Origin of the sequence: Microvirga sesbaniae (assembly GCF_025460805.1) — a bacterium.
Taxonomy (GTDB): domain Bacteria; phylum Pseudomonadota; class Alphaproteobacteria; order Rhizobiales; family Beijerinckiaceae; genus Microvirga; species Microvirga sesbaniae.
Map to the genome: position 1 here is coordinate 182,977 of NZ_JAMXFJ010000009.1, position 17,554 is coordinate 200,530.

The window sequence follows — 17,554 nt, forward strand, 5'->3', positions numbered from 1 at the left end:
TGGTCCGGACAAAAGTCCGGGCTGGACCCTCCTCTGATTGTTGAAAAGGCCCCATGCCCGCACCAGCGTCATTCTTCGCCCTCGAGAACATCTCCAAACGCTATGGCGGCGTCCATGCCCTGCGGGATGTGGATTTCGCCTGCAACCGCGGGTCGATTCATGCCGTCCTGGGAGAGAACGGCGCCGGCAAATCGACCCTTATGAAGATCATGACGGGCGTGGTGCAGCCGGATGAGGGCCGCATGACGCTCGAAGGCGCACCCGTCACGTTTCCGAATCCGGCGGCTGCGAACCGGGCCGGGATCGTCTGCATCTTTCAGGAGCTCTCACTCATGCCGGAGCTCACGGTGGCAGACAACATCACCCTGTCGCGCCCGCCACGCCGCTTCGGGTTCATCGACGGCCGCGCGCAGCGTCTGCGTTCGGAGGAGCTGCTCGCCCGCATCGGCTGCGAGGACATCAACCCCTTGAGCCGCGTCTCTGACCTCCCGCTTTCACGGCGACAGATGGTCGAGATCGCGAAGGCGCTTGGCCGCGATCCGAAGCTTCTCATTCTCGACGAGGCCACTTCGGCCCTGACGTCCGCCGACGTGGACCGGGTCTATCGCATGCTGTTCGAGCTGAAGGCGCGCGACCTGAGCATTCTCTACATTTCTCATCGCATGCACGAGATCGAGGCGCTGGCGGATCGCTGCTCCGTGTTCCGCAACGGGCGGCATATCGAAACCTTCGCCAAAGGCTCGCGAAGCAATGACGAGATCGTGGGCCTGATGATTGGCCGCGAGATCGAGGGACAGTTTCCGCCAAAGCTCAGGCGGACACGTCCGGCGCCTCTCATCACGATCCGGGATCTTTCCTGGGAGGACCGTCTCAACGGCGTCGGGCTCGAGGCGGGGCGAGGTGAGATCGTGGGATTGGGCGGTCTCGACGGGCAGGGTCAGAAGGAGTTGCTGCTCGCACTGTTCGGCGTGCTGCGGGGTGTTCGCGGGACGGTGACGCTTGAGGGCGAGCCAACGGCTGCGACATCGCCCAAGGCCGCAAAGAGCGGACAGGCCCGGATGGCTCTCGTGCCCGAGGATCGCAAGAGCGAGGGACTCATCCTCTCCATGTCGATCGCCGACAACATCTCCATGGCCTCGCTCGACCGTCTCTCGCATGGCATGTTCATCGATGCGGGCCGCACCAGGAGGGCCGTGGAGCGGGCCATCGAGCAGTTGCGGATCAAGACAGGCAATTCCGGTGATCCGGTTTCGACCCTGTCCGGCGGCAATCAGCAGAAGGTCGTCATCGCCAAGTGGCTCGCGACCAATCCCGATATCATCCTTCTCAACGACCCGACGCGAGGCATCGACGTGGGGACGAAGCAGGAGATCTACCGGCTCATGCGCGAGCTTGCGGAGCAAGGGGCCTGCATCCTGTTCTACTCGACGGATTACGAGGAACTGATCGGCTGCTGCGACCGCGTCGCGGTCATGTATGACGGCCGTGTCGTCCGCGAGCTCGAAGGCGAGGCCATCACGGAGCGCAACCTCATCGCGAGCGCACTCAACATCGTCGAGCAGCGGGAGCCGGCTCATGTCTGATACGGTGCTCACTCCGACTGCCGCGGAGCCGCAACTGAAGACCCGCCGATGGGGTGAGGGCTTGGGCCTGCGGTGGCGGCAGCACGCCGGCATCCTCGGCGCGCTCGCGCTCTTCCTCGGGCTCTACCTCTTCTATCAGCTGAATCATCCCCGCGGATTCACGGGACAGATCCTGATCCAGAACGCCAACGAGGTCTTTGCCTTGGCGCTCGTGTCGATGGCGCAGACGGTGCCCGTGCTCATGGCTGGGCTCGATCTTTCGGTCGGCGCCGTGATGACACTCGTGGGCTGCGTCGCAAGCCACCTCGTCGACGGGAGCCCGGCCGAGATCGCGCTCGGCATCGTCGTCTGCATCGCATCCGGCGCCGCATGCGGCTTCGTCAACGGATGCGTCGTGGTCTACGGGCGCATCCAGCCCATCATCGCGACACTTGCCACGAGTGCGATCTACATGGGGCTCGCCCTCATCCTGCGGCCGACACCCGGCGGCAAGGTGCAGGAGGACCTGTCCTGGGCTGTCACCAGCGACTTGCGCGAATTCGCGGCAACCTTCGGTCTCTTCGACGATGGCGAGGCGGCGTGGCTGCAGCCCTTCGCGTGGATCCCGGTTCCGCTCGTCCTGCTCGCGCTGATCATCATCCTGATCTGGGTGCCGTTCACCCGTACCGTTACGGGCCGCACGGTCTATGCGATCGGGTCGTCCGAGAGCGCGGCCTACATGTCGGGGCTGCCGATCAACCGGGCGAAACTCGCGGCCTTCACGTTGGCTGGCCTTTTCGCCGGTCTCGGCGGCCTGTTCCTGGCGCTCCAGACCTCGTCCGGCAATGCCGACATTCCCCAGGCGGGCGCCTATACGCTGAATTCCATCGCGGCCGTGGTCATCGGCGGCACCTCGCTCCTCGGCGGCACCGGCAGCGCCATCGGATCCATGATCGGCGCTATGGTGCTGCGCACGATCTCCTTCAACTTTCGCATCTTCGACGTGGCGCCCCTGCTGCAGCCCCTGTTTGAAGGGATCGTGCTTCTCGCCGCCGTGAGCCTCGGCGGACTGAAGCTGCTGCGTCTCAAGAACAAGCTCGAGGTGTTCCGGTGAACAGAACGACCGACACGATCATCGCGCCACGACGTCTGCGCCTCGGGCCCGACGATAAGCCTGTGATCTTCGCGGCCGGCTTTGTCCTGCTCATCTTGCTCGTCGGGACAGGCTATACTGTCTACACGCAAGGCAATGCGCCGCTCCTGCAGCCGCAATACCTCCTGCAGCAGCTTCAGGTCGGATCCTTCCTCGGTATCGTGTCGGCGGGGCTCATGGTGGTCATCCTGCTTGGCCACATCGACCTCTCGGTTCCCTGGACCCTGACCGCAGCCGCCATGATGGCAACGGCCGTCGGCGGTCCCTGGGCTATCCCGGCAGGCATCGGTGTCGGTCTCCTCGTCGGCATCGTCAACGGGCTCGGCGTGGCATATCTGCGCGTGCCGTCCATGATCTTCACGTTGGGCATGAATGCCGTGATGCGGGGTCTGATGGTGGCTCATACGGGTGGCTTCGCCCCGGCGACGGCGGCCACGGACCTGATGCAGTACCTTGCCGTTTCCCGCATCGGCGGCGTGATTCCGGTTGCGCTTCTCGTCTGGCTCGCGGTTTCCATCGTTGCCGTTGCGATCCTCACGCGCACGACCCTCGGACGCGCCATCTATGCCATCGGCAATCGCGAGCGGGCAGCCTATCTCTCGGGTATTGACACGAACCGAGTGATCCTCATCGCGTTCGCGCTTTCGGGTGCGGCGGCCGGCCTTGCCGGCGTTTTGCTCGCCGGGTACTCCACCAAGGCCTATCAGGGCATGGGCGATGCCTATCTTCTTCCGGCCATTGCCGCCGTGGTGATCGGCGGCACCAACATCCTCGGCGGACGCGGGCGCTATCTCGGCACCCTTGTAGGCGTCATCCTGATCGTGCTGTTGAACTCGGTGCTCTCCATCATGCAGATGCCCGAGGCCGGTCGGCAGATCATCTATGGCTGCGTCATCATCTCCATGCTGCTCGTCTACGGGCGTGGAGGCCGTGTAACGGGATGATCGTTGGTCATTCGATCTCATCGAAGGTCAAGAGAGCGCCAGAGGCCGGTTTGCACTCAAGCTGTTTCCATGGGCGTGGAATCACCTCTCTTCTGCGTTGTGCCGCATTGCCTTGCGGTGAACCGGATCCACTCACCGACAATTGCCTTATCCACGATCATCACCGCTGGGGTGAATGCGCCTTGCCCTACTTGCGAGTTCTGGCATCAAGCTGAAGGTCCGGGCTTGGCACTCCTGAGACGTAGGCGTTTGGTCCGCTTTCGCACTCAAGAGCCGACATTGATTGGGCACCTAGCGCATCGGACGGACCCAGCGGGCCGCGTCAGCGAAAAGTGGACCCGGTATTCACTAGCGTGGCCCTTCGGGTCGCTTGCGCGGCCCGCTGGGTCCGACTCATCCGATGCGCCGGTCAAGAGAGGGAGCCTCGGACCCAAAAGTGGTGTCCACTTTTCACGTCCGAGGCTCTAGAAGGTGAATGGTTGACCCTGACCTTTCGGATGGGGATATCTTCCGCCAGAACGTTGATGTGAATGGAGCAAGTCACAATCCCACAGGCTTGAGATTGTTGGGACTGGACGCCTCAGGATGGCCGGCAGGTGCGTGCTCGGGTGTCACCTGGTGTCTCGCTCCAGTACTGCTTGTAGCACCGGTAGAACCAGGAGAGATCGTTGAACCCACTGCTGAATGCAATGTCGGCGATGGTGCGCCTGCTCTGCCGAGGGTCAGTCAAAGCTTGGTGGCAGGCGTCCAACCGCGCCGACACGAGCAACTCGCTGAATGTGCTCCCGGTGCTTTCGAACAGTTTCTGCACGTACCGCCCCGAGACCTTCATATGGGCCGCGACCTTGCCGATACTCAGTTCCGGATCGGCCAGATTGTTCGTGATGAACTGTCGGGCGGCCGCAAGCCGTGCCTGTCGAATTCCACCCTGATCGGAACTGATTGATCCCGCCGGCAGGAAGGCCGCTGCGGCTAGATCGCACAAGATCGAGCCGGCCTTGCTCATCGCCTCTGGCGGCAAGGTAGGGATCATCTGTGACAGTGTCACCAGATAGCCTGAGAGCAGGGCTCCCATTCCATCACCGCCCTGCACGCGAACCAGGGTCCGGGCCCGGGAAGTGAGGTGCCTGTCAAGAAGGTTGCGGGGTACATGCAGGATGGTTGACTGGACAGGTTGCGTAATCACAAAGCTGTCGCACTGTTCAGCCGTATCGAACAGCAAGAGATCGCCAGGACCAGCTTCGTACTCCACTCCTTGGTAGACCCCGTGCACCGCTCCTCCGTGCAGGTGATGCAGGCAATACGCCGTTTGTGAAAGGCGCGCGACCTCAGACGCGCTGCGGCCCATGCGATGCTCTGGCAGATAGGCCTTGGCCATTTGCACGTCACCGATCCCGTGCAACTCGATCGTTGCATGGAACGGGCCTGAGTCAGTTCGCTCAGCCCACAGCCCGAACCAAGTCTCACAAACAATCTCACGCCAGTACGCGAACTGATGCGCAGGAGTGGCGAGAGCGCTCATCTCGATGCGGGTTTGCATGAGCCTCCTAGACGATCAAGATACTGTCAGGCCCGGTCAGCGGCTAATCTCATCAGAGACTGTTCCTCAGTTACACAGCCCAGAGATCATTCGAGCGCCTGCCCATACGAATACGGCGATGCAGTTCGCCGACGTCCATATTGCAGTTCGTCTCACACCAAGACACGCCGCACCTCTCCGGTCATGCTCAAGCTTGGACGGGCGACGTCATAACGTCAAGTCAGGCCGTCTTCCGATCATCTGGAATCGGAGGATAGTCCCGGCCGCTTGGCGACTTTATCGCCACAGGCGTGTGCTGATCCAGGGCCGAATTCGATGTTACTTTGATGCGCAAGAAACCACATCGAAAATCGAGCAATAATCTGTGGTGGCGCCTGCATGGAGTTTGGACTCAATGACAGGATGGCCGTGTCCCAAGCCACCCACCGGCAAGCTGATCATCTGGCATGCGAGATAGCGTGAGACGAGCGAGCCGTCACGCCAACCGGCTCCTGGTCGCTTTGGAGCCGGACGATCGCGTCTACCTTGAGCCCCATCTCGAGATGGTCAGCCTGAGACGAGGGCAGATCATTTGCGAGGCGGGCGAGGCACTGCACTATGCCTACTTTCCTCATGATGCTGTGATCTCTCTGGTTGCCGTCATGGAAAATGGCAGCACGGCGGAGATGGCCGTCTGCGGCCGGGAAGGTGTGGTGGGTCTTATTCCAGCATCGGTCACGCGCCAGGCCTTTGGAAACTACGTTGTGCAGATGCGGGGGGCCGCCTCTCGGATCTCCTTGGATCAGCTACAAGCGGTCCTCCAAGCACGTCCCCTGGTCGCACGGCTGATAAACCGCTTCGCCGAGGCCATGCAGGCGCGCATCCTGCAATCAGTCGCGTGCAATACGGTTCACAGTGTCGAGCAGCGCCTGTGCCGCTGGATCCTGAGCACCCGTCACAGAACGGATGAAGTCGTCCTGCCGCTCACTCACGAGCTTCTGGCGGAACGTTTTGGTGTGCAACGCTCCACGGTCACCACCATCATGGGCAAACTCCAGGCCGCCGGAGTGATCCAACAGGTGAGGGGCGGCATCACCATAGCTGACAGTGTTAAGCTCGAACAAAGCTCCTGCGAGTGCTACCGGAGGCTACGGACAACCTTTGAGCGCTTGCTGCCACATACATTCACCGCAGAGTGAGGCGGGATGGGTCCCGAAAGTGGGTCGTCGCCCTGCCCGTCAGCAACTCCGCGCAAAGGCGCCGGGCGTCATCCCCACAGACCGGGTGAATGCCACGTTGAAGGCGCTGGCGGAGGCATAGCCGACCCGCGCGGCAATCTCGATGAGCGGCGCCGCCCGGCGAAGTAGCATGTCCTTGGCGAGTGCCATGCGCCAGCTCGTCACATATTCCATGGGCGGCACGCCCACCTCGCGCCGAAAGCGGTCGAAAAAGGCCGAGCGTGACATCGCAGCCGCTTCAGCCAGCTCCTCGACGGAGATGTCACCGCCTGGGTTCTCATGGATGTGTCGCAGGGCAGGAGCCAGTCGGCTGTCGGCAAGACCGCGCAGCAATCCGGGAGATATCGTCGGGTTTCCCGCGCTGCGTAGTGCGTCGATGAACAGGACCTCCAGTAACCGGGTCAGGATCATCTCTCGGGCTGCTCGCAGACCGACTGTTTCGGCATGGATCATCCGCACCAGATCCATGAGCCTGCTCTCATTCTGAACATGAACGATATCCGGCAGCAGCGAACCCAGCAACTGCTCGTCGTTCGCCGTGAAGGCACAATGACCTACCAGGGCCGTAACCTCGGCCGCCGCCGCCGGATCGCCCAGGCGAAAGACACCGGGGCTCGTCTCCAGCCGTTGCGGCAGCGTCCCTCGCGGCGGTGGCTGAAGGCTGCTCATGGTGAAGGCATATATTTGCGGGACGAGAACGAAATCCCCAGCGGCGAGCGTAATTGGTGATTGGTCGCTGATTGTGAGCAGACAGTGTCCCTCCACGATCGCACAATAGAACGGGCTTCCGAGCTCCCGGCGCTCCACGAGCCAAGTACCGCCCGCCGTCACCACCTTAGCAATCGAAGGGACGGGCTTGAGAAGCGAGACGATTTCGGCAAGCGGATCCGACATTTCTGGACTTTGGCTCAATAGACAAGGATGATCGAACATAGATCGTCCGATCGGTCTCGTCCATCTTGGTGTTCTCAGCCGGAGACTTCCAATGACGACGAACAACCTGATCGATACCGCTCTTCATATCCCGACCTCGGACGCTGCCCTCACCGTCGCCTACTCGCCGATCCGCCTCGATCTTTCGGGGCGGCAAGCTTTGGAACTGCGCTTGACCGCACCGGCAAGCGGCAACAAACTGCCAATCGTTATCCTGTCGCATGGCTATGGGCCTTCAAACTACCTCCCGTCCAAAGACGGTTACGCACCGTTGGCGCTGTTCTGGGCGGAGCGCGGGTTTGCCGTCATTCAGCCGACGCATGCAAGTTCCCGCGTCGGTGGGCTTCCGGCAGAGACAGAGGGGGCGCCGTTCTTCTGGCGCGAGCGTGTCGAGGAGGTGAGGGCGATCCTCGATCGACTGCCCGAGATCGAAGAGCAAGCGCCGGCCGTGGCGGGGCGGCTCGACCATGGAAGCATCGCCGTGGCGGGGCATTCCTTGGGTGGCCACACCGTCAGCCTACTCTTGGGCGCGCGCCTGCATGGCGAGGAATTTTACGATCCCCGCATCTCGGCCGGCATCCTGCTTACGGCGCCTGGCCGGGGCGGAAAGGATCTGACGGAAGAGAATGCGGCACGCTTTCCATTCTTCGATCTCGATTTTGCTCACCTGGTGACGCCGAGCCTCGTCGTATGCGGGGCAGATGACAATCCACGTTTCACGCCGCGCGGTCCTGAGTGGCATGCTGATGCTTATCACGACGGGCCCGGAGCACGAGCGCTGCTCACCCTTCATGGTGTGGGCCACGGCCTGGGTGGCATCGCCGGGCTCGACGCCAAGGAGACCGAGGTGGAGGCGCCGGACGCGCTTGAGGCAACGAAGCGGATGACCCTGGCTTGGTTGAGAACCGTGCTAGGTTATGATGCTGCGGCTTGGGCTTTCGCCTGCGCGGCACTCGCCGGCCCAGCGAGCGGCCTCGGACAGGTCGAAGAAAAGTCCTCCAGGTGACTTCAACCCGCTGGAAGGAAGGAATGGCGGCACTGTTTCGAGTGCCGTCAGACCTCTTCCCGTTGGTCAGGCGAGGGAACTCCGCTCTGTGAGAAACCTGACACTGCTCGAGGAGGCAAGCACGCGGCCTCTTGCAGACCTTCGCCCTTCTCCTAAGCTGGGGCCGCACATCGACACAGAAGGGAACGACACCATGACCCACGCCATGCGCTTCCATGAGACCGGAGGGCCCGAGGTTCTCGTCTGGGAGAAAGTCGACGTCGGTCAGCCCGGGCTCGGTGAAGCGCGTGTCCGGCACACGGCCATCGGCCTCAATTACGTCGATACCTATGTGCGCTCGGGCGCCTACCCAGCCTCCCTGCCGAGTGGCCTCGGCACGGAAGCTGCTGGTGTGGTCGAGGCGGTTGGTCCGGACGTGACGGACGTGAAGGTCGGTGACCGCGTCGCCTATTCGGGCGGTCCTCAAGGCGCCTATTCCGAAGAGCGGATCATGCCGGCCGATCGCCTGGTCGTGTTGCCGGACGGGATCTCCGATCAACAGGCGGCCGCGATGATGCTGAAAGGCATGACGGCCCAGTACCTCATCCGGCAGACCTACATGGTCAAGGAAGGAGAGACCATCCTGTTTCATGCCGCGGCGGGTGGGGTCGGCCTTATCGCGTGCCAGTGGGCCAAGGCGCTGGGCGCAACCGTCATTGGCACCGTCGGCAGCGACGAGAAGGCTGAACTCGCTCGCGCCCACGGCTGCGACCATCCGATTGTCTACACGCGCGAGAACTTCGTCGAGCGGGTGAGGGAGATCACCCATGGCAGCATGGTTCCGGTGGCGTATGACTCTGTGGGCAAGGACACATTCTCCGCCTCGCTCGACTGTCTTTCCCCTCGCGGGCTCATGGTGCTGTTCGGGCAATCCTCCGGGGCTGTCGAACCGCTCAACCTGGGTATCCTGGCACAGAAGGGCTCGCTGTATGTGACACGCCCGACCTTGGGAACGTATGCAGCAAAGCGGGCCGATCTTCTGGCCATGGCCCAGGACCTGTTCGAGGTGGTGCTCTCGGGCGCGGTCAAGATCGAGATCAACCAAACCTATCCGTTACGGGAAGCGGCCACGGCCCACCGGGATCTGCAAGCTCGCAAGACCACCGGATCAACAATCCTGACCGTATAGCGGTTCGGCCGAACGCCTGGATCGACCCGGCCGTTAAGGCCGGCTCGTGGCGCTGAGCTGAAACGGGCCAAGGGTCAGCTGAAGAGACGAACACCGGACATTCTCGAAGGGCGGGTGATCGGCAGAGACCGGGCCAAAGGAGACCTTGGCGGGCTGTAAGGACACCTCAGGCTCTCTATCAGAAGCGTAATGGTTGCCCGTCCCAAGCAAAGAATTGCCCGCTATGCGCCGCCGTCAGGGAATTCGTAACGGCGAGCAACCGCTGGGCAGACGACTCGGGCGAGAAGACCTTGTCGGCGTCGATGCCGGCCTGGAACGGATGGCTGAGAGCTGTATCGACCGTTCCAGGGTGAAGGGCGATGCAGAGCGCCTCCGGTCTTTGGCGGCCAAGTTCGATCGCAAAGGTTCGCACAAATTGGTTCAGGGCCGCCTTCGACGCTCGGTAGCCATACCAGCCCCCAAGCCGGTTGTCTTCGATGCTGCCGACGCGCGCAGAGAGGACCGCAAAGACGCTCTTGCCCGTTTTCGGCACAAGCGGAAGCATGTGCTTGCCCACAAGCGCCGGACCAATCGCATTGATGCGGAAGCTCCGGAGAAGATGCTCCGGATCGAGGTTACGATAGGTCTTCTCTGGTTGGAGAGCGGTATCGTGGAGCAGTCCTGTCGCCACAAGGATGAAGCGCAGGGGAGCGCCGTCAGCAAGCTGCTCGGCTGCCGCGGCTATGGTTGCCTCTCTCTCGATGTCGATCCGTCCCTCCTGCACACCAGCCAGGCTCCGGCTCACCTCTGAGCGGGAAAGCGCATGAACGGTGTCGAACCCTTCGGATGCAAGAAGGTCTGTGACGGCGGACCCGATGCCGCCGGACGCGCCGACAACAACAGCCCGGGCCGGCCGCTCAAGACTACTCAAGATCCATGGGTTTGAGGCGCCTGGCGACATCGCGATTTCCGGTTCTTGCGGCATGGGCTTGTCGCCGAATGACGGGCCCTCCGACAGCGTAGCGAAGCAGGCCAGAGTGGCACCGGCGTACAGAAGAAGTCTGGAGCACCGGGCAGGGTGCTCCAGATCGCGGAATTAATTGTTGGGCGGAAGGATCACGGTATCGACGACATGGATGATGCCATTCGAGGCCGCGATATTTGTCTGCGTGACGTTGGCGTCGTTGACCATGACGCCCGAGCCCTTCGTGCTTACGTTCAGAGTCTTGCCGTTCACCGTCTTCGCCTCCTGGAGCTTGGCGACGTCGGCCGCCATCACGCGTCCAGGGACGACGTGGTAGGTCAGGATGGCCGTGAGCTTGTCCTTGTTCTCGGGCTTGAGCAGGTTCTCGACCGTTCCGGCGGGCAGCTTGGCGAAGGCTGCATCGGTCGGGGCGAAGACCGTGAAGGGGCCCGAGCCCTTGAGCGTGGAGACGAGACCCGCTTCATTCAATGCGGCCGCAAGGGTCTTGAACTGGCCGGCCGCGGCAGCCGTTTCGACGATGTCCTGGTCGGCGGCACGGGCACTTGCTTCGCCGGCTACGATGCCGAGAGCTGCAACGGTTGCGATTGCCAGAGTCCTGATCTCGATATTCATCGTTCATGTTCCTTCACAGGGTGGCTCGGCCGCCCCTCGGCGACCGCGGAGAGCCATGATACCGGCCTCTGATGATCAATTAGAGAGAAAACTGATTTTCGTGCCACTCAATTTATCGTGACATGAACATAGCGTTTCTCTATAGTCAAAAGAACGCCGTCTGAGTTGCTTCAGGCGAAAAGGGAGACGCACAATGCTTTCGGAGACGCTGGCGGCCGGGCTGGGGCAATACGAGATCGGCGCCAAAATCCGAGCTCTGCGCCAGGGAAAGAAGCTCAGTCTTGTACAACTCGGGGAGCACACGAGCCTCTCGCCGGCCATGCTCTCCAAGATCGAGCGCGGGCAGCTCATCCCAACACTGCCGACCCTGTTGCGCATTGCTTTGGTGTTCGGCGTCGGGCTCGACTACTTCTTCGTCGAATCCCCTGACAGGCCCAAGGTCGCAGTGGTGCGGAAGTCAGAACGGATGCGCCTCCCGGACCGCCCGGGGGACGATGTGCCGTCCTACTTCTTCGAGAGCCTCGACTTCCCCGTGACCGACCGCAAGCTGCAAGCCTTCTATGCGGAGTTTCCAGCCTCGTCGAAGGTGTCCGAGTTGCATCAGCACGGTGGCGCGGAACTGATCTACGTGCTCACTGGACGGCTTGTCCTCAGGATCTCCGACAGCGAATTCGTCCTCGACGAAGGCGATGCGATCTATTTCGACCCGAGCGCACCGCACAGCTACCGGTGCACGGATCCCGCTCCCTGCTCGGCTATCGTGGTGACAACGCCGTGAGGGCCAGATTCTGGGCTGACACTGTGAGCAGGCTCCCCTCTCTAGAGCATTTTTCGGTGAAGTGGATCCGGTTCACCGTCAAAAAATGCGGCGAGGCAAAGAAGAGAGATGATTCCACGTGAGTGGAAGCAGCTCTCAGGCGCTGAGCGGCCGCTTCTGGCACGAGGCAGACGAAAGCCGAGCTTCCGCAGCCAGGGGTCAGCTGACCTTCAGTCGGCAACGCCCAACACCTGGACTTGACCCGTCCCGGCGCATCGCCCAGCCGCCCTTCACAACATGGCAGCCCTTCGTCAGGGTTCATGGCTCAAAAGCATCATTCGGGATGCGCACGAGCATCGGACCCAAAGCTGGGCCCACTTTTCATGTCCGATGCTCAATTCCTTGAGCGGCGCATCGTTCGGCGCGGCCCTCTGGGTCCGCGCGATGCGCTAGAGCCTCGGACCCAAAAGTGGACACCACTTTTGGGATTCATCCGAGGCTCCCTCTCTTGACCGGCGCATCGGAAGAGGCGGACCCGAAGGGCCGCGCCAGCGAAAACCGGGGCCACTTTTCGCTGACGTGGCCCTCTGGGTCCGTCCGATGCGCTAGGTGAGCTCTGCCGGGAAGGCTTCGGCCGTCCGCGTGTCGGAAAGGACGACCACCGGAGCTCCGACAGGGACGCGGCCGTACAGGTCGAGGATGTCCTGGTTGAGCATGCGGATGCAGCCGCTCGACACCGCCGCGCCGATGGTGTCGGGCTCCGTGGTGCCGTGGATCCGGTACAGGGTGTCCCGGCCGTCCTGGAACAGATAGAGCGCGCGCGGCCCGAGGGGATTGTTCGGTCCCGGGGGCATGCCGTTGGCCCACGGCCGGTTGCGTTCCGGATCGCGCCTGATCATCGCGGCGGTGGGGGTCCAGCGCGGCCAAGTCGCCTTGCGGCCCACCTGCGCCCGTCCGGCCCATTTCATGCCGTCGGCGCCGACGCCGATGCCGTAGCGGATCGCACGCCCGTTCTCCCGCACGAGATACAGGTGGCGTTTGGCGGTGTCGACCACGATGGTGCCGGGCCGCTCCGGCGTGTCGTAGGCGACTTCACGCCTGAGGAACTGTGGATCGACGCTCGAGATGTCCGTGGCCGGGAGGGGAAACTTCTCCTCCGGCTGTGGCCCGTACATGGCGACGTAAACCGGGTCCGGGCCCTTGAGGGCGATGTCCTGGGGAGCCTGCGTCGACACGCAGCCCGACAGGGCCAGGGCCAGCATCGTGATACAGATCGCGACGAGGTGCGGGGACGACGAACGACAGGGGAGGAGAAGGAAAGGAGACATGGGAGGAGTGTGCTTTCTGACGGGAGGTTGGTGGATGGCCCGCGCGCGCTCGCGTCCGCCCGTGCAGGCGGCAATTCGCGAGCGCGGATCCGCGCTGCCGGAACGGCGCACAGGCGGGACGGAGGCGAGGTTCAGGCGGTGACTGGTCGCGCCGGCCTACAAGCGTGCCGGCTTCCAAAGGGCGCGGCTGCGTGAGCCGGGATGGCCCGGCGTTGGCACATAGGCGGGTTGGATGGAGAAGGCACGATCAGGCTCCGAAAAGGCTCCGCACGCGGATGGCATGCGAGCCCCCTCTGTCATTGGCCTGAGAGCTTCATCGCAGCCGGCGATCGGCGGCGACTTACACCTTGGGCGGGAGCGGGACGCTCCGCTTTTCAGAGTGTTGCACGGGCAAGCGGTCCTGGGTGCCTGAGAGTTTCCGGGGCGGTTGCTCCTTCGGCGGCCAGCACGCTGGCTCTCTCCCGCTTGCAGTGGTTCGAAACCTACGTCGGTTTGGGGCCAAATTGTGAAGCTTGGACGCGACCCTTCCCCCTGACTGCCGACGCGAGCCACAAGGCACGGGCCTGTTGCCGGAAGGGCACATAGAGAACAGCCCCCGGAACCTGCCGAATCAACGGGGATCGATTTCATCCCGCGTGCGCCCGGGTCGCGGCCGATAGCGCGGCAGGCACCAGTCCCAGCGCAGCGCGGCAGCCCGGATCGCGAACGCGGCCCAGAAGCCGCCGGCCAGCGCGTACTCGCGCGCGATCCCGGCCAGCGCCAGGGCGACGAAGATCACCGCTCCGCCCAGCGCCGCCGACACGTAGATCTCGCGGCTGAGGATGACTGGGCTTTCGCCGCCTAAAATATCCCTGACGATGCCGCCGAAGGTGGCCGTGATCACGCCCATCGCGACGGCCGCGATGGGACCCGCGTCCGCCAGCAGCGCCTTCTCGGCGCCGGTCACGGCGAACAGGGCCATGCCGACCGCGTCGCACCACAGCAGGAGCTTGAGCCGCGAGTGCGGGATGTGAGCGAGGAAGAACGCCGCGCAGGAGACCAGCACGCACGTGACCAAATACGCCGGCTCGCGCACCCAGAACACCGGGAGCGCGTCGATGAGCGTGTCGCGGATCGTTCCGCCGCCGATCCCGGTCGCGGTGCCGAGCAGCACGAAGCCGACAAGGTCCATCTGCTTGCGCGAGGCGACCAGCGCCCCGGTGGTGGCGAACACGACAATCCCGAACCAGTCGAGCAGGGCGGTGAAGGTGTCGAACATCAGGAGCGGTCCATCATGGGGTAAGGGATCAATATCAATTCGTGGAGGCCGTCCAGGGTTGGACGCCGAGCAGGGGCAGGGCCTCACCCGTGACGCGCCGCGTCACCGGGACGGCGTTCCATGCGGATGTGCGGAAGCCGAAGGTTTCCGGCAGGCCGCGCGGCTCGTCAAGGATCGTCAGGAACAGGTAGCGCGGCGCGTCGATGGGTGCGATGCCGACGAAGAAGGTCATTACCTTCTCCTTGGAGTAGACACCGCCAACGACCTTCTCGGAGGTTCCCGTCTTGCCGCCGATCCGGATCGGATCGAGCGCGGCGCGCCGGGCGGATCCCGCGTCGACGTTCAGGCGCATCAGGTCGCGCATGGCGGCGGCGGTTTCCGGCTTGATGACGGCCCTGGCCCGGAGGCGGTGGCCGGGGCCGCGTCCGGCCAAGAGGGTCGGGGTGATCAGGTCGCCGCCATTGACCAGGGCCGCCACCGCCATGGCGCCCTGGAGCGGCTTAACCGCGATGCCGTGCCCGAACGCGACCAGCCGCACCGCGATCGCGGCGAAAAGGCCGACGAACCCGAGGGACGCGAGCCGGATGCGGGCGGGGCCGCGCTCGACGGCGAGCTGAAACAGGGACCATGCCATCGTGTCACCCGTCGCATCAGCGGACGTAGGTGGGGCCGGAAGGCGCATAGGCCTCCCGGTTCCGGATGTCGGCCGGGCTCCCGTCTGCAACGGGAGGAGGCGCCGCTGCCGGCGGCTCGGTGCCGGGCTTGAAGGCCTCAAGGATCGCGCCTGCGCCGGGCGCGCTGCGCGTCCCCGTGAAGGGATCAACCGGGATCAGCTTGATGCCGGCCGGGACGCGAAAGGCGGTGTGCGGCTTGCCAGCGAGCGCCTGCTCCAGGAAGGCGCGGACGATCGGCGCGGCGTGCCCGGCACCGTACGCGGTCTTCCCGAGCGAGCGCGGGCGGTCGTAGCCGAGGAACACACCGACAGCGAGTTCCGGCGTCGAGCCGACGAACCACAGATCCTTGGCATCGTTGGTCGTTCCGGTCTTGCCGGCGAGCGGGCGGTCGTAGCCGGAGAACACGCGCGGCAGCGTGCGCTCGACCACACCCTCCAGCAGGGACGTGACCTGATAGGCCGTCAGCGGATCGATCACCGGCTCCGTGTCGTCGGCCGGCCGAGGAGCCGCTTGGTCGCGCCAAGAGGATGCGGAGCAGCCTGTGCAGGCCCGCCGGTCGTGCCGGAAGATGGTCTTGCCGTGACGGTCCTGGATGTGCTCGATCAGGGTTGGCCGGATATAACGCCCGCCGTTGACGACCATCGCATAGGCCGCGGTCATCCGCAGCACCGTCGTCTCGCCGGACCCGAGCGCCATCGCGAGCAGCGGCGGCAGGTCGTCCTGAATGCCGAGGCGGCGGGCATAGTCGGACACGCGCGGCATCCCGACGTCCCGCGCCAGCCTCACCGTCATCACGTTCTTCGAGCGCTCCAGCCCCATCCGAAGCGTGGACGGACCGTCGTAGCGGCCATTGTGGTTGCCGGGGGACCACGGCGCCTGGCCGGCGCCCTGCTCGATGGACAGGGGCGCGTCGAGCACCAGGCTGGAGGGTGTGTAGCCGCTGTCCAGGGCCGCCGCGTAGACGACCGGCTTGAAGGTGGAGCCCGGCTGGCGCCAGGCCTGGGTGACGCGATTGAACTCGTTCTGGCTGAACGAGAAGCCGCCCACCATGGCCCTGATGCGCCCATTGTCCGGCTCCAGCGCCACCAAGGCTCCGGAGATCTCGGGGATCTGCCGCAGCCGGTATTCGTCGGAGGCCTTCTTGATCGGCTCGACATGGACGACGTCGCCGACGCGCAGGACGTCGCTGACGCGGCCCTTGCCCGTCCAGCGGATGCCTTGGCTCGCGATCCGTCCGGTGCGGCGGCCGGTCTCGACGACCCCGGTCGCATCCCTCTCCGGCCGCAAGCCGAGGCGGGCGCCCTTGGCGTCGACCGCGAGCACCACGGCCTGCCGCCACGGGCGGATGTCCTCCATTGCCGGCAGCTCGGCAAGCCTTGCGCCCCAGTCGGTTTCGACAGAGGCGAGCCGTGTCTCGGCTCCACGCCAGCCCCGGGCCTCGTCGAAGCGGACCAGGCCGTCGACAAGGCTCTTGCGGGCTGCCGCCTGCATCCTCGGGTCGAGGGTCGTGCGGACCGAGAGGCCACCCTCGTAGAGTGTCGCCTCGCCGTAGCGGTTGGCGAGGTCGCGCCGGACCTCCTCGGCGAAGTAGCCCGCCTGGGCCTCATGGGGGGATACCGAGCGCGGGTTGACGACGAGCGCCTCTTCCATCGCGACATCGGCATCGTCCTGCGCGATGACTCCGTTGGCGGCCATCCGCTCCAAGACCCAGTTGCGGCGGGCCATCGCCGCCTCGGGCTGTCGGACGGGGTGGTAGTTGTTCGGTCCTTTCGGCAGGGCCGCGAGATAGGCCGCCTCGGCCAGGCTCAGCTCGTGCACGGACTTGTCGAAGTAGCCCAGCGCCGCTGCGGCAATGCCGTAATGGCCCATGCCGAAGTAGATCTCGTTGAGATACAGCTCGAGGATGCGGTCCTTGCTGAACGTCTGCTCGATCCGGAAGGCGAGCAGGATCTCCTTGAGCTTGCGGCTGTAGGTCTGCTCGCGCGACAGCAGCAGGTTCTTCGCGACCTGCTGGGTGATCGTCGATGCGCCCTGCGGCCGGCCTGCGTTGCCGACGAGATTGGCGAGCAGCGCGCGTCCAATGCCCTTGGGATCGATACCGTTGTGCTCGTAGAAATGCCGGTCCTCAGCCGACAGGAAGGCGGCGACGATGCGCTGCGGCACGGCCGCCAAGGGAAGGTACAGACGGTTCTGGCGCGCATATTCGGCGATGACCCTGCCGTCGGCAGCATGAAGGCGCGTCGTCACGGCGGGCTCGTAGCGCGCGAGCTGCGCGTGGTCGGGAAGGTCGGCGGAGAGATGCCAGAGCAGGGCTCCGACGGCCAGCGAGCCGCTGACCAGAAGGAGTGAGACCAGGGCCGTGGCAAAGCCGAGGAAGCGGAGGACGAAGCGCATCGCGGGCACACGTGGTTTGGGCAAGTCCTTGCGCTTGCGCGAAG

15 protein-coding genes and 1 riboswitch are annotated in these 17,554 nt (G+C 64.2%); of the genes, 7 read left to right on the top strand and 8 right to left on the bottom strand.

The features are described 5' to 3' along the window. Positions 1-53 precede the first annotated feature (53 nt). From OCW50_RS14960 to OCW50_RS14970, 3 genes are read left to right on the top strand one after another with little or no spacing between them, the layout of a single operon-like run. Positions 54-1,583, top strand: coding sequence for a sugar ABC transporter ATP-binding protein (locus OCW50_RS14960; protein WP_262298113.1), 1,530 nt, complete (start codon positions 54-56; stop codon positions 1,581-1,583). Then, positions 1,576-2,676: an ABC transporter permease gene (locus tag OCW50_RS14965; RefSeq protein WP_262298114.1), complete on the top strand. Its 1,101-nt coding sequence runs from the start codon at positions 1,576-1,578 to the stop codon at positions 2,674-2,676. The genes OCW50_RS14960 and OCW50_RS14965 overlap by 8 nt, the downstream gene beginning before the upstream one ends. Next, the gene (locus OCW50_RS14970) at positions 2,673-3,659 is read left to right on the top strand and encodes an ABC transporter permease (RefSeq protein WP_262269685.1); all 987 of its coding nucleotides are present in this window, start codon (positions 2,673-2,675) and stop codon (positions 3,657-3,659) included. Before OCW50_RS14965 ends, OCW50_RS14970 begins: the two co-directional genes overlap by 4 nt. A gap of 580 nt (positions 3,660-4,239) precedes the next feature. Here OCW50_RS14970 and OCW50_RS14975 read toward each other — a convergent pair. Continuing rightward, complete coding sequence (locus OCW50_RS14975) at positions 4,240-5,199, bottom strand: helix-turn-helix domain-containing protein (protein WP_262298115.1); 960 nt, start codon at positions 5,197-5,199, stop codon at positions 4,240-4,242. Positions 5,200-5,657: 458 nt separating this feature from the next. On the opposite strand from OCW50_RS14975, the gene OCW50_RS14980 reads away from it, so the two are divergent. Then, entirely contained in the window at positions 5,658-6,377 is a 720-nt protein-coding gene (locus OCW50_RS14980; protein WP_262298116.1) for a Crp/Fnr family transcriptional regulator, read from the top strand. Positions 6,378-6,416: 39 nt separating this feature from the next. Here OCW50_RS14980 and OCW50_RS14985 read toward each other — a convergent pair whose 3' ends face one another. Further along, a complete protein-coding gene (locus OCW50_RS14985) occupies positions 6,417-7,310 on the bottom strand; it encodes an AraC family transcriptional regulator (protein ID WP_262298139.1) in 894 nt (297 codons plus the stop codon). Positions 7,311-7,401: 91 nt separating this feature from the next. Between OCW50_RS14985 and OCW50_RS14990 the strand changes: the two genes are divergently transcribed. Further along, on the top strand, positions 7,402-8,355 hold the full coding sequence (locus OCW50_RS14990; RefSeq protein ID WP_262298117.1) for an alpha/beta hydrolase family protein: 954 nt from the start codon (positions 7,402-7,404) through the stop codon (positions 8,353-8,355). 193 nt (positions 8,356-8,548) lie between these two features. Then, complete coding sequence (locus tag OCW50_RS14995; RefSeq protein ID WP_262298118.1) at positions 8,549-9,523, top strand: quinone oxidoreductase family protein; 975 nt, start codon at positions 8,549-8,551, stop codon at positions 9,521-9,523. A 178-nt stretch (positions 9,524-9,701) separates the two neighbouring features. Here OCW50_RS14995 and OCW50_RS15000 read toward each other — a convergent pair whose 3' ends face one another. After that, positions 9,702-10,487 carry an SDR family NAD(P)-dependent oxidoreductase gene (locus OCW50_RS15000; protein ID WP_262298119.1) on the bottom strand — a complete coding sequence of 262 codons (786 nt, stop codon included), beginning with the start codon at positions 10,485-10,487 and terminating at the stop codon, positions 9,702-9,704. Between the two features lie 111 nt (positions 10,488-10,598). Further along, the gene (locus OCW50_RS15005; protein ID WP_262298120.1) at positions 10,599-11,099 is read right to left on the bottom strand and encodes a fasciclin domain-containing protein; all 501 of its coding nucleotides are present in this window, start codon (positions 11,097-11,099) and stop codon (positions 10,599-10,601) included. A gap of 193 nt (positions 11,100-11,292) precedes the next feature. On the opposite strand from OCW50_RS15005, the gene OCW50_RS15010 reads away from it, so the two are divergent. After that, on the top strand, positions 11,293-11,877 hold the full coding sequence (locus OCW50_RS15010) for a helix-turn-helix domain-containing protein (RefSeq protein WP_262269695.1): 585 nt from the start codon (positions 11,293-11,295) through the stop codon (positions 11,875-11,877). 584 nt (positions 11,878-12,461) lie between these two features. On the opposite strand, the gene OCW50_RS15015 is transcribed toward OCW50_RS15010, so the two are convergent. The 4 genes from OCW50_RS15015 to OCW50_RS15030 form a co-directional block, all read right to left on the bottom strand. After that, positions 12,462-13,118: a L,D-transpeptidase gene (locus OCW50_RS15015; protein ID WP_506323697.1), complete on the bottom strand. Its 657-nt coding sequence runs from the start codon at positions 13,116-13,118 to the stop codon at positions 12,462-12,464. 451 nt (positions 13,119-13,569) lie between these two features. Further along, positions 13,570-13,658: riboswitch (glycine riboswitch) on the bottom strand. Positions 13,659-13,794: 136 nt separating this feature from the next. After that, positions 13,795-14,442 (bottom strand): trimeric intracellular cation channel family protein, encoded by a 648-nt coding sequence (locus tag OCW50_RS15020; RefSeq protein WP_262298122.1) that lies wholly within the window; start codon positions 14,440-14,442, stop codon positions 13,795-13,797. A gap of 34 nt (positions 14,443-14,476) precedes the next feature. Continuing rightward, positions 14,477-15,076, bottom strand: coding sequence for a penicillin-binding transpeptidase domain-containing protein (locus OCW50_RS15025; RefSeq protein WP_262298123.1), 600 nt, complete (start codon positions 15,074-15,076; stop codon positions 14,477-14,479). Positions 15,077-15,092: 16 nt separating this feature from the next. Next, positions 15,093-17,510 carry a penicillin-binding protein 1A gene (locus tag OCW50_RS15030; protein WP_262298124.1) on the bottom strand — a complete coding sequence of 806 codons (2,418 nt, stop codon included), beginning with the start codon at positions 17,508-17,510 and terminating at the stop codon, positions 15,093-15,095. Positions 17,511-17,554 lie beyond the last annotated feature (44 nt).